We start from the raw sequence: 12,607 nt of genomic DNA, 5'->3' as shown, positions 1-12,607 counted from the left end.
AGCTTCAGACGGTATCGGCCTTGGCAGCGGCGATCGGCTGTTGATGGCGGCCTTTGCGAGCGACTGCAAGAAGGTCGTTCGACGCGATCCCGATGAGCGCCTTCATCTGATCGTGTGCATCGTCGGCCCTGCGCATCCTGATTGCCTCCAGCACGTCGCCATGCGCGCTCAGCGTCTGCTGGTAATTAGCGGTGGCCGATGTGGTCAAGCGGAAGGAGAAGCTGAGGGCGGCCGCAAGCATATTGCCGAGATTGGCGAATACCGGGTTGCGGCTGGCACGCAGGATGGCCGTATGAAACCTGACGTCGGCATCGAGACACGCAGCGAGATCGTCCTGCGGAGCAATGCGCATGGCTTCATAGGCCGCTTCGATGACTGCGAGATCGCCTGACGTCGCCATCTTGGCCGCAAGTTGGGCGGCAGCGGGTTCAATGACCAGCCGCGCCTCGATCAGTCCGCGGACGAAATCGAGATCGGGCTCGATATCGCGCATCCATTCCAGAACCTGTGCATCCAGCCTGTTCCATTCGCTCGACACGCGCACACGCGTCCCGGCCCGCTTGCGCGCCTCGATCAATCCTTTCGCCGAAAGCGTCAGAAGAGCATCGCGAAGCGCGGTGCGGCTCGCCCCGTAGATGACGCAAAGCTCGGCTTCCGTCGGCAGGACGGAGTGCTGGGCGTAGGAGCCGGCGAGGATGCGCTGTCCGAGATCGCGTGCGATGCGATCCTTGAGCGATGACGTGGTGCCATCTGCGGCAGGAATGTCCTGCTTGCCTTGGCCAGTCGAAGCGATCGCCGCGTCCATCGTCATGTCCTGTTCAAGTGGTACTCGGCAATTACCACAGCAAGTATCAGCAGCGAGCCCTTGGCAAGCAACTGATAGAAGGTTGGCACGGACGTCAGTATCATTCCGTTGTTGAGGACGCCAATGATGGCGACGCCCAGCAGTGCGCCGACGATCGTGCCCTTGCCGCCCTGCAAGGCGCAGCCACCAAGAACGGCCGCTGTGATGGCCTCGAGTTCCAGGCCTTGGGATCCGGATACGGGCTGCCCGGAGCCGGTACGGGCAGCCAACAGAATCCCGGCCAATCCGGCCGCCACTCCACTCATGATGTAGATGCCGACGCGGTAGCGGTTGATGTTGATGCCGGAGAAGCGTGCGACAACGGGATTGCCGCCCAGGGCATAGATGTTGCGGCCAACGATCGAGCGGGCAAGGAAGAGATGGAACACGATCGCGGTCAGCAAGAGAATCCAGATCAGCAGAGGCAGGCCGAGGATTCGTCCGATCCCGATGAAGCGGAAAGTGTCGCTGAAAATCGCGATCGATTGCCCATCGGACATGATGAACGCGATGCCGCGGAAGATCGCCATCGTACCGAGAGTCGCGATGACAGCGTTGACCCGCCCATAGGTGATGATGATGCCGTTCACGAGGCCGGCAAGACCGCCCAGGACCAGGCCGGCAAGAATGCCAGCGGCGGGTGATCCGGTGGCCTGGATGGCCATTGCCGTCGATACTGTGGTCAGACCGACAATTGCGCCGACGGCAATATCGAGCCCTCCGGCGACAATAACCACGGTCTGGCTCATCGCCAGAACGCCCAGGATGGTAATGCCTAGACCGATGTTCAGCAGATTGCGGCTGGAGAAGAACACGTCGCCTCTCAGGGTGCCGAAAATGAGCACGAGAATGGCGAGAGCAACAAGAAGGCTTATGTTGTGAATGCCGATGCGCTCTGCGATGCGCAAGGAAGCGCGCCTTTTGCCGGTTCGGGTTGTTGCTGTCCTGAGCTCAAGGCTGTTCACTGAATTTGTCCTCCAAGCGATGCTGCAGATTGAGGCATGGCATGTCTCAGGATCGTGGCCTCGTCGATGTCAGGGCGGGAAAGTTCGGCCGTGATCCGGCCTCCAGCCATAACAAGCACCCTGTCGGCCAGCCCGATCAGTTCCGGCATTTCCGAGGAAATCAGGATTATGCCGATGCCGCTGGCGGCGAGTTCGTCGATCAGGCGATAGATTTCCGCCTTGGCGCCGATGTCGATGCCGCGGGTCGGCTCGTCGAGGATGAGAAGCATCGGCTGCCGCGCAAGCCAGCGCGCGAGAACGACCTTCTGTTGGTTGCCACCCGATAATTTCGAAACCTGTTCGTCGAGGTTGGGCGCCTTGATCGACATCTTTGCTGCAAGCGGTGAGACGATTTCCAGTGCCTTGCGCCGGTTGAAGAAGCCGAAGGTCGACGTTCTGTCGGGCACGCAAAGCGAGGCGTTATCAAGAATGCTTCGGAACAACAGCAGCGCCTCGTGCTTGCGGTCTTCCGGGGCAAAGCCGATGCCCGCCACGATCGCTGCATGCGGGCTGTTAGGGCCAACGGGCACACCATTCATCGTTATGGTTCCGTCGACGCGCCTATCATAGCCGACAATCGCCTTTGCCAGTTCGGATCGACCCGCACCCATAAGGCCGGCAATGCCGAGCACCTCGCCACGGCGGACCTTGAGGCTCACATCGGTGACGTGGTCGGTGGTCAGGCCCGCCACCTCCAGCAACGGTTGCCCCGATTGCCACGTCTCGCGCGTAAACAGATCGGCTATGTCGCGGCCCACCATGAGCTTGGCTATGGTCTGCTCACTGGCACCGGCAGCGGGGGAATCATCGACCAGCCGGCCGTCCCGCAACACGACAATGCGATCCGCAAGGTCGATGACCTCGTTCAGCCTGTGAGAGATGTAGACGATCGAAGTGCCCGCGCCGCGCAGCCGGCGAATTACTGAAAACAGACGGCGCGCTTCGTCGTCGGTCAGTGACGAGGTCGGCTCATCGAATGCGATCAGCCGGCCGCCGGCACGTATGGCGCGCATGATTTCGATCATCTGGCGCTGTGCCGGACCGAGTGTGCTGCAGAGTTGACGCGGCAGCATATCCTGCTGCATGCCGAAGGTCGCAAGCACCTTATCAGTCTGGTCCTCGAGCCTGTGCCAGTCGAGCAGGACGCCTGCCAGCCGCGGCAGTTCGCCGACGAAAATGTTCTCGGCCACGGTCAGGTTCGGAACGATCTCCGGCTCCTGATGGATGACGCGTATTCCGGCTCTGTGGCTGTCGCGCGGCTCGCTGAAAACGATCGGCGTGGAGCCATGCAGCACGGTGCCGGTGTCCGGTGCGAACACGCCCTCGAGAATTCGCATCATTGTCGACTTGCCGGCGCCATTCTCGCCAACCAGGGCAAGCACCTCTCCTGGCCGAAAGGCAATCGAGACATTGTCGAGCGCCTGCACGACGCCGAAGCGCTTCGATATCCTGTCGAGCGAGAAGAAATCCGATTGCATCAAAAGCTCACTCCCGAGGATCGATCCCGTGTGCCCGCCGACGAACTGCCGGCCCAAAGAGCGTCATGCGCACTGCGGCGCATGACGCATATCTGGTTCAGTGGCAGAGCTTGGCTTTGTAGTCCGACGCAAAATTGTCGGCCGTGATGTATTCCGGGTCGGTGAAGGACTGAACGGGAAGCTTCGTTCCGTCCTTGATGGAGGCCAAGAGAATCCTCACCGCCAGCGCGCCATGATTTTCCGAATTGAGCCACATCGTACCACGGAACGCCGAGGGCTTTCCGGATCCGAAGGCATCGCAGGCGCGGCTCCCGTCGATGCCGATCCCCATGCCCTGGTCTGCGGAATAGCCGGCATTCTCCAGTGCTCGCGCACCACCCAGCACGCCGTCATCGTTGCATGAATAGAATATCCAGTTCGTGACGCTGGGATTGGCCGTCAATGTGGTGGTCATCACATCGATGGCGTTGACCATCGTATTGTCGTAGGGGACGCGAACGATGCTGCCCGGCTTGAAATCGGGCACCGCCTTCAGGAACGCTTCTTCCGCGCCCTTGTTGCGCTGCATGCAGGTATCGGCCTTGCGGTCCTCGATCGAGGCGATGCGCACCTCTTTGCCCGCCCAGCCTTCAGCCTTGTAGAGCTTGGCAAGCTCTTCGCCCACCCGCGCACCGATATTGTAAGCATTCATGCCGACATAGGGGACCTGGGTGCCATCCTGGTAGTAGATATCGTCGTCCACCGCCACCAAGGGAATTTTTGCGGCCTTTGCTTTCTCCGCGATGACCGGTCCCAGCGCCTTGTCGGGGACAACGATGGCGATGCCTTTCACGCCATCGCCGACCATCGTATCGAAGGTCGTGATCGTCAAATTGGCGTCGAACTGAACGTCCTGCGACACGAACGCGGCCCCTGCCGCCTCAGCCGCTTTCTTGGCGCCGCCGACTTCGGCGACGAACCATGGGTGGTCTCCCATCTTGTTGATGTAGCCAATCTTGATGTCGTCTGCGCTTGCTGTGCCACTCATCAGTCCGGCAGCCAATACCGCAAATGTCGCCAAAGCCTTTGTTGTGGTTTTCATGAATATCCTCCCTGAGAGCTCTATTGGTTGCTAGTCGTGGTAGAGAACCGAGCGCCCACCATCGATGGTGATCGTCTCGGCATTTATGAACGGCGCTTCGTCCGAAGCGAGGAAAACCGCCGTCATTGCAACCTCGTCCGGCCGGCCAATACGCTTGGGCGGATGGAGGTCGTAGGCTCGCCGCTTCTCCTCGGCGGGGTTCGGGAATGTGTTCCAGTAGGCTTCCGCGATCGGCGTCTCGATGTAGCCGGGTGCTATCGCGTTCACCCGGATACCGCGTGCGGCATATTCGATGGCCAGCGAACGGGTCAGGCCCAAAAGTGCATGCTTGGCGACCGGATACGGGAACGTATGGGGAATGATCTGGAAGGCGTGACAGCTCGCTATGTTGACGATGGACCCCGAGCCCTTCGCCAGCATCGTCGGCAAAACCGCCTTGGCGCAGAACCACGCGGCCTGGAGGTCGAGCTTGAGGCAGCGCTCCCATTCCTCATCCGGCATCATCAATGGTTCGTAGAAGACGTTGGCACCGGCATTGTTGACCAGAACGTCGACGCCGCCATAGCTCGTGATCGTGCGGGCGACCATGTCCGCGACCGCGGATGCGTCCGTGACATCCGTCTCGACGAACAATACGTCGGCGCCTCCGGCACGCAGTTCGTCGGCGATCGCTTTGCCGCTTGCCGCATTCAGTTCGGCAATGACGGTCTTTGCCCCATGCATCGCAAAAGCCCGGGCGGTGGCGGCACCTATGCCTTGGCCGGCGCCCGTGACGATTGCGATCTTTCCTTGCAGCCGGCCTGCCATTGCATTCACCAGTCAACCACGGTGCCGTCCGGCATGACGGCATTGCGGGCATGCAGCACTTCCTGCTTAAAGGGGTGACGCACGATCACGTCCTCATTGACGGTGACGCCAAGGCCCGGCAGTTCGGGCAGGTCCCAGCGGCCTGGTTTACGCCGAATTGGCCAGGTAACGACCTCGTCGTACCAGGCGACGGCACCGGACATCTCCTCCTGAATGACGACGTTTGGCGTCGATATGCCGAAGTGAAGAGCAGCGACGCCAGCGATCGGACCGAGCGGGTTGTGCGGCGCAAGGCCGATGCCTGCCGTTTCCGCCATGGCCGCGATCTTCTTTGTCTCCAGCAGACCGCCAGTGTGGCAGATATCAGGCTGGGCAATGTTGAAGGCACGGGCTGCGATCGAGTGCGTGAATTCGCGGCGCCCGATCAGCCGTTCGCCGGACGCGATCGGCACGGCCGATCGCGCCGTAATATGCGCCAGTCCGGCAACATCTTCGGGTGGAACGGGCTCTTCCGCGAACATGATGCGGGCCGGCTCGATTGCTCTGAGGTAATCCATCGCCGCGTTAACCGATGCAGGGCGTCCGTGGAAATCGACCATGATGTCGATGTCCGGGCCAACCGCCTCGCGAAGTGAGCCAACCATGTTGGCAACAGAATCGACCGCCTTCGTAGGAGACACGTAGTGGGTGTAGGGAATGCAGACGACCTTGACCGCGTCGTAGCCTGCCTGCGTCACGATGCGTCCGCGTTCCACGATGGCATCCGCGGATCCGGTCTCATAGACCGCCTTCATGTCCCCGAGGCCGAGATGCGTGTAGGTGCGCAGATAGTCGCGGACCTGGCCACCTAGAAGGCGCCAGACGGGGACTCCCAATGATTTGCCCAGGATGTCCCAGAGCGCGATCTCAATGCCGCTGACAGCAGACATTCCCTCGACGCCGAGACGCCAAAATCCGTGCCGCGTAAGTATCTGGTAGCACTGCTCCACGTTGCGCGGATCCTGCCCGATGAGCAGGGCCTCAAGGTCCTGAAGCGCCCCAACGACGGCTCGGGTCTTCCATTCCAGCGTTGCCTCACCCCAGCCAAACAGCCCGGGCTCGTCGGTTTCGACCCGGACGAAGACCCAGTTGCGCATTTCCGCATTGCAGACGCGCGCCTTGATGGCCGTGATTTTCATTGGTCCTCCCAGACCTGCCGCCTTTTTTCGAGGGCGATATGTATGATTTATTATGGATAATATGGACGAGTCAAGCGCAACGTCGATGTGGACCAAGGCCGTCAAGGAACTGGTCCTCAGGAGGATCCGAGCAATTGTCGATCAATCCTTGTCCGCCGATGGAAGGGCTGTCAGCCTCCGATCCGCGAACATCGCGGAAAAGGCGCGGCTAAATCACCGCGCAGACTGTTTTCGTCTCGAGATAGTTCTCCAGGCCCGGTGCGCCGTTCTCATAGCCCCAACCGGATTGCTTGTGGCCGCCCTTCGGCAATTCCGGCGAGAAGTAGGAATGGCAATTGATCCAGACGGTGCCCGACCGGATACGTGCGGCAAGGCGATGCGCAGTGGAAAGGTCGCGGGTCCAGACGCTTGCGGCGAGGCCGTAGGGCGAGTCGTTCGCATGGCTTAACGCCTCCGCGACATCGTCGAACGGTGTCACGGCAACGACCGGGCCGAAGATTTCCTCGCGCATCATGCGCATGTCCGGGCGAACGCCGGTAACCACGGTCGGCTCGAAGAAGTTGTCGAAGCGCCGGCCGCCGGCGATGATCTCGGCGCCGCTGGAAGCACCATCGCCGACGTAGAAGGCGACGCGCGCAGCCTGGGTTCCGTTGACCAGCGGACCAAGGTCGGCATCCGGGTCAAGCCCGTGTCCGAGACGCAGCTTTCGCGCCTCTTCCGCCAGCCCCTCCACCAGACGGTCGTAGATCGAGCGATGCGCATAGACACGCGAGCCGGCGACGCAGACCTGGCCGGCATTGGCGAAGATCCCCCGAGCCACTCCGGGGATTGCGAGCCCCATGTCCACATCGGGCATGATGATGGCCGGCGACTTGCCACCCAGCTCGAGCGTCAGCTTCTTCAGATTGCCGCGCGCTGCGGAGACGATCATCTTTCCGACTTCCGTCGAGCCGGTGAAGGCGACCTTATCGACATCGGGATCTGCAGCCAATGCTGCGCCCACGGTTTCACCGAGACCGGTCACGATATTGACGACGCCGTCCGGCAAGCCGGCTTCGATCATCAGTTCGCCGAGCCTGAGCGCGGTGAGCGACGTTTCCTCAGCTGGCTTGAGCACGATCGTACAGCCGGCGGCAAGCGCCGGGGCGAGCTTCATCGAGGCCATGAGCAGCGGCGAATTCCATGGCGTTATGGCTGCCACGACACCGATCGGCTCTCGCACCGTGTAGGCGAAAATCTTGCTGCGCGCCGGTTGGTAGCTGATGGAGGTGGGGATGGTCGTGCCGAGGATTTTCGTGGCAAAACCGGCGAAATAGTGGAACTGCTCGGCCGAGGCGGGAATCTCGGCGAAGCGTGAGGTCTTCAGCGACTTTCCTTGGTCAAGCGTCTCGAGTTCTGCAAGCTCATCGGCATGGCGTTCAATCAGGTTGGCGATGCGCCATAGCAGCTTACCGCGTGCCGACGGTGTCATGTCGCGCCAGCTCTCGCCTTCGAAAGCAGCACGCGCCGCAGCAATGGCGCGGCCGGCGTCATCGGCTGTGCCTTGCGCCAGCAGTGCGAGCGTGTCGCCATTCGCAGGATCGGTCGCGGGCAAGGTTGCGCCATCGCTGGCGTCGCACCAGCCGCCGCCGATCAGGTGCCGCATTCTGGGTTTGGCCAGGAACGCCTTGACGCCTGCATGCCTGGCTGCACCGTTTCGAATGATGACCGTCATGTCCGTACCCCGCAAGCGAGCGCCTCGACCGCGGCGAGAGCACCGCGGATGATGGAATGATAGCCTGTGCAACGGCAGATATTGCCTTCGAGCGCAGTGCGGATCTGAGACTCGTCTGGAGCCGGATTCTCCAGCAGCAGAGCGGTCAGCGCAACAGTGATGCCGGGTGCGCAGTAGCCGCACTGGAAGGCGTTTTCGGCCGCCAGAGCCTGGCGCAGGACAATAGCTTCGGGAAGGTCGTCGAAACCCTCCGGCGTGATGATGGTGGCCCGGTCGAGTTGCCACGACATGAGCAGACAGCCATTGACCGCGCGATCGTCCATCAGCACGGAACAAGCGCCGCAGCGGCCGATGCCGCAAGCCGTCTTGGCGGCAGTCATGCCGAAATGATCGCGCAGCAGATCGATCAGGCGCAACTCGGCGGGCACGGCCAGCGCCTGGCGGCAGCCGTTGAGGTTAAAGGCGATCTCGATGTCGGCACTCACGCCGCACTCCTCCGCAAGGCGTCGAGCACCCATTCTGGATCGACCGGGATGCGCTCGGGCCAATCCCCTATGGCGTCCGCAATCGCGTTGACGATGGCTGGCGTCACGGCGCCAATGCCAAGCTCACCAACTCCGCGCGGGCCGAACGGGTCGTCCTCGTCCAAATCCTCCAATGCGAAGGTCGCGAGGCTTTCCGGCGTATCGGCAATGCCTGGCAGCATATAGAAGTCGAGGTTGCCGGCAAGATACCGGCCATCCCGCATCGCCGCGTCCTCGGTGAGGGTGAAGCCCAGCCCCTGGACGCCGCCGCCTTCGATCTGGCCGAGATAGGCGGCGGGATCGAGCATCGGTCCGGCCGCGGTGTGCTGATGGAGGTCGAGCACACGTACCTGTCCGGTGATGCGGCTGACGGCAACGCGCGCCAGTGTCGCGCCGAAGGCGAAGATCAGGCGTGCATTGCCTTCCAGATAGTCCGATTTCGGAAACTCGAAGCTGACGGCAGCAGCTGGCAGCCGGTCGGGAGGCAACGCCTCGGCAAGCTCGGCGAAACTCATGAGCAGTGAGCCGCTGTTGGAATGTCGCTCGACGATACCGCCGGGTGCCAGCGCCAGCGTCCCGGCTTCGCGGCAAAGCAGCTGGCCCGCTGCGGCCAGCAGGTCACGCGCAAAAGCTGGTGCGGCGACTGCCGCGACCCGCCAGACCACGTGAGTGCCGCGCGAGGCGGTAGAGGAACCGGATTCGGGCGTCGCCGCCGTATCGCCGGTGACCGGCCGGACATCGTCGCGACCGCAGCCGAGCGCTCCGGCTACGGCGGCCTTGACCGAGGTGAGCAGGCCCTGTCCCAGCTCGTCCAGGCCATAGAGCGCTTCGATCATGCCATCCGCAGCCAAGCGCAACGCGCCTCCGGCCGGGTCCGGCGGCAGCGTGCCTAGTCCGTTGCCTTGATAGTTCATCGCCATCCCGACGCCGATCGTCTCACAGCCGTCGAACGACGGACCACGCGGCTTGGCCCAGATCGGGTCAGCAGCGGCGGCTTGCAGCATCTCGGCCAAACGTTCGGACGGCGCGACCTGCTGGCCGAGATGGCCTCGCGTGCCAGGCTCGCGCAAATTGCGGCGCCGTATCTCGATAATGTCGATGCCGGCGGCTTCGGCCAGCCGGTCCAGCTGGCACTCTACCGCGAAGGCCATCTGGTTGGCACCGAAGCCACGAAACGCGCCGCAGACGCCGTTATTGGTGTAGGCGAGCCTGCCCGAGCTGAGGACGTTGGGAACGACATATGGCCCGCAGGCGTGTTCGAGGGCCGTCTCAAGCACGCCCGGACCGAGCGACGCGTAGGCGCCGGCATCCGCGATCACATCCACCTGCTGTGCGAGCAGCCGACCTTCGGGGTCGCAGGCGGTACGCATATGGATGCGCATGGCATTGCGCTTGGTGCCCGCGATGACGGATTCCGCCCGGTCGAGATGCAGCCGCACGGCGCGTCCGGTCTTCAGCGCCAGCAGGGCCAGGGCAGGCTGCACGGTCAGCTCGTCCTTGCCGCCGAAAGCGCCGCCAGTCGGGCTGGTGACCACCCGTATCTGCTCTTGCGGCATACCGAGGATGCGCGAGAGCTGCATGCGGTCGCGGCGGCCATGCTGCCCACCGGCAAAGACGTTCAGGGTACCATCCGTACCGACGAAAGCGTAGCCGCCCTCCGTCTCCATAAAGCCGTGCATCTGGCACGGCGTTTCGTAGACAGCCTCGACGATATGAGCTGCCTTGGCAAAAGTCGCGGCGGCATCGCCACGCGTGAACTCGAAGCTGCACTGCAGATTGCCTGAGGCGTGGACCGACTCGGCTCCAGCGGCGAGTGCCTGTTGGGGATCGCTCACAATTGGCAGCGGCTCGTATTCGACGCTGACGAGAGCAAGCGCGCGTTCGGCCGTCTTCATGTCAACAGCGGCAACAGCAGCAACCGCGTCGCCAACATAGCGGACCTTGTCGAAGCACAGTGCCGGCTGATCTTGCACGACAATGCCGAAGGCATTGCTGCCGGCAATGTCGCGGTGCGTGACAACCGCCGCGACGCCGGGCAGCGCCTCGGCCGCGCTCGTATCGATGGAAACGATCCTTGCATGGGGAATGCCAGCGCGCCGAATGCGCCCGACCAGCATACCGGGCTCGCGATGGTCGGTCAGGTATTCGAGCCGGCCGGCGATTTTCGGCGCGCCGTCCGGCCGCTGGTACCAGCGTGCGCCGGTTTCCGACCGGGACACAAGAACCTCGGCAGGCGGCTTTCCGGACGGCACGGTCCGCCGGCGCGGCGAATGTGCTCCTTGGGACAACTTGCCGCCGAGCCCGAAGACCAGCGCATTCGCCGCGACATTGCGCCGATAACGGCCGGACCGCCACGAATCGTCGATCGCCGGCGCCTCTGCAAGAATTGCGGCGTGCAGCTCGGCCCAATCGATCTCTTGGAGGCGCCGGCCGATGAGCAGCGCTTCAGCGCGGCCAAGACGGGCTGCTTCGCCGCCGCGGCTGGCCGCGAGCCGCGCGATCGTGACAAGATCGTCCGCCGTTTCGATCAGTCCGGCAACACCAGCCACGCTTGGGGTGAAGGCGGCGCGCAGGCCGACTTTGCGATGGGTCCAGCGAGCGGCAGTTGGCTGCGGTGGAACGATGATCGTCTCAATGAGGGCCGCTGACGGTGCGTCGGCCAACCATTGCGCGAGCGGCACGACGGCGCGCCCAGCCGGTGAGACGATCTCCAGCTTCGCGTCGATCGCGAGCAGGGCCGGCAGAAGGCAACCCGTGCGCCCGGCGACGTTGCCGCCCAGCGTTGCGAGATTGCGGACGGCGGGTCCCGCCGTGGCGCGGACGGCGGCTGCGAGCAGAGGCAAATTCTCGCCTATCGCCCGGTCACGCTCCAAGGCACCCAGGGTCGTCAGTGAGCCGATGCGAAAGCCGTCATCGGCCGGTTGGATGCCCTTCAGGCAGGCGATTCGGCCGATGTCGATGAGGCGCCGCGGCTTTGGCAGGCCTTTCGCCCAGCCGAGCTGCAGCGCCGTGCCTCCGGCGACCAGTTGCGATGCGCCCTCGCCTGCCAACGACAGCGCCTCGGCAACGGAGGCCGGGCGAAGCACCTGGAGATCCGGTCCGGTCATGTGGCTACCGCGGTCGTGCCGAAACGAATGCCTTTTTCCTTCAGCCAGCGGCGGTAAGCGATGGAGGAACCGTCGGCGCGTGTCGGGATTTCCATCCGCGGCTCGAGCGGAAGGCGCAGCGGCCGCTGGTTCTGCACGATGATCCGATTGCAGAAAGATGACCTGTTCGAAGTTGAGCAACGCCGTCTGCGTCGAAGCGGAGTCGACGAGATACATGACCGGCTGGGCGCGGCAGAGATCTTCCTCGAGAGGCTGGATGAACAGCGCGATCACATCGAGCCGACCGCGCGCTCCGGGGCATACACGGTAAAGCATGACAATGAATGGGCTCGGCACACGATAGGTCAGATGCACAAACGCGCCGGAGCTTTCCGTGGCGGCGATGCGCGGCTGGAAGAACGTGCAGTTGGTCGCCCAGACCTCGTCCACGTCGCGACGTATCTCGCTCAGATAGGCCGGCACCTCCGTATGCGGCTCCGAGCCGAGAATGTCGGTATGCACGAAGGGGAAATGTGCCATGTCGAGGAAGTTCTCTACGACACGCAAACCCGAAGCCCGCATCGTCACCCAGCCGCAGGGCACGTAGCGCCGGTCGGGCTCCGACGCCTCGGCGATCTCGAAGATTTCCTTCCCCGGCTCGCCCAGCGTCGTCCAGACGCAGCCGTAGCGCTGTCGGACAGGCAGCGCGAGGCCGCGGCCGTCGTCGTCCAGGACCTCCCTAACGATGATTGCGCCCGTGATGTCACGGACCAGTTCGATGTCCTGGCCCAGCAGCCGCGTGCGGCTCGGCGCGCCACCCAGGTCGGCCACCGTCGCCACCGCATACCAATCGTCCAGTGCCGCCCTGTCCGTCGTCTTCATTACCGGGGC

Annotated in this window: 9 protein-coding genes and 1 pseudogene; all 10 read right to left on the bottom strand. The window is 63.2% G+C overall.

All coding sequences use genetic code 11. The annotated features are described in order from the left end of the window. Window positions 1–4: 4 nt before the first annotated feature. Entirely contained in the window at window positions 5–805 is an 801-nt protein-coding gene (locus NKI24_RS12625) for a FadR/GntR family transcriptional regulator (protein WP_245274602.1), read from the bottom strand. A 2-nt stretch (window positions 806–807) separates the two neighbouring features. Continuing rightward, entirely contained in the window at window positions 808–1,752 is a 945-nt protein-coding gene (locus NKI24_RS12620; RefSeq protein ID WP_352592539.1) for an ABC transporter permease, read from the bottom strand. Between the two features lie 53 nt (window positions 1,753–1,805). Then, window positions 1,806–3,326, bottom strand: a complete 1,521-nt coding sequence (locus NKI24_RS12615; protein ID WP_352743697.1) for a sugar ABC transporter ATP-binding protein — start codon at window positions 3,324–3,326, stop codon at window positions 1,806–1,808. Between the two features lie 97 nt (window positions 3,327–3,423). Next, entirely contained in the window at window positions 3,424–4,407 is a 984-nt protein-coding gene (locus tag NKI24_RS12610; protein WP_352745627.1) for a substrate-binding domain-containing protein, read from the bottom strand. 30 nt (window positions 4,408–4,437) lie between these two features. Further along, window positions 4,438–5,214: an SDR family oxidoreductase gene (locus NKI24_RS12605; protein WP_352571181.1), complete on the bottom strand. Its 777-nt coding sequence runs from the start codon at window positions 5,212–5,214 to the stop codon at window positions 4,438–4,440. 5 nt (window positions 5,215–5,219) lie between these two features. Then, complete coding sequence (gene dgoD, locus NKI24_RS12600; RefSeq protein ID WP_352745624.1) at window positions 5,220–6,488, bottom strand: galactonate dehydratase; 1,269 nt, start codon at window positions 6,486–6,488, stop codon at window positions 5,220–5,222. 112 nt (window positions 6,489–6,600) lie between these two features. Beyond that, window positions 6,601–8,106, bottom strand: coding sequence for an aldehyde dehydrogenase family protein (locus tag NKI24_RS12595; protein WP_352449809.1), 1,506 nt, complete (start codon window positions 8,104–8,106; stop codon window positions 6,601–6,603). Further along, entirely contained in the window at window positions 8,103–8,591 is a 489-nt protein-coding gene (locus NKI24_RS12590; protein WP_352449810.1) for a (2Fe-2S)-binding protein, read from the bottom strand. The genes NKI24_RS12595 and NKI24_RS12590 overlap by 4 nt, the downstream gene beginning before the upstream one ends. After that, window positions 8,588–11,737 carry a molybdopterin cofactor-binding domain-containing protein gene (locus NKI24_RS12585; protein ID WP_352745619.1) on the bottom strand — a complete coding sequence of 1,050 codons (3,150 nt, stop codon included), beginning with the start codon at window positions 11,735–11,737 and terminating at the stop codon, window positions 8,588–8,590. Before NKI24_RS12585 ends, NKI24_RS12590 begins: the two co-directional genes overlap by 4 nt. Continuing rightward, window positions 11,734–12,598: pseudogene (locus NKI24_RS12580) on the bottom strand (aromatic ring-hydroxylating dioxygenase subunit alpha). The gene NKI24_RS12585 and the pseudogene NKI24_RS12580 overlap by 4 nt, the downstream one beginning before the upstream one ends. Window positions 12,599–12,607: the final 9 nt, after the last annotated feature.

Source organism: Mesorhizobium sp. M0701, assembly GCF_040320365.1.
In the GTDB taxonomy this organism is placed as follows: domain Bacteria; phylum Pseudomonadota; class Alphaproteobacteria; order Rhizobiales; family Rhizobiaceae; genus Mesorhizobium.
Note: the sequence above shows the minus strand (reverse complement) of the source record. Positions and strands in the feature narration are given on the sequence as shown.

Coding starts and splice junctions, on each gene's coding strand:
- NKI24_RS12625 (WP_245274602.1), bottom strand. CDS start 805: ATGGACGCGGCGATCGCTTCGACTGGCCAAGGCAAGCAGGACATTCCT.
- NKI24_RS12610 (WP_352745627.1), bottom strand. CDS start 4,407: ATGAAAACCACAACAAAGGCTTTGGCGACATTTGCGGTATTGGCTGCC.
- NKI24_RS12595 (WP_352449809.1), bottom strand. CDS start 8,106: ATGACGGTCATCATTCGAAACGGTGCAGCCAGGCATGCAGGCGTCAAG.
- NKI24_RS12605 (WP_352571181.1), bottom strand. CDS start 5,214: ATGGCAGGCCGGCTGCAAGGAAAGATCGCAATCGTCACGGGCGCCGGC.
- NKI24_RS12615 (WP_352743697.1), bottom strand. CDS start 3,326: ATGCAATCGGATTTCTTCTCGCTCGACAGGATATCGAAGCGCTTCGGC.
- NKI24_RS12585 (WP_352745619.1), bottom strand. CDS start 11,737: ATGACCGGACCGGATCTCCAGGTGCTTCGCCCGGCCTCCGTTGCCGAG.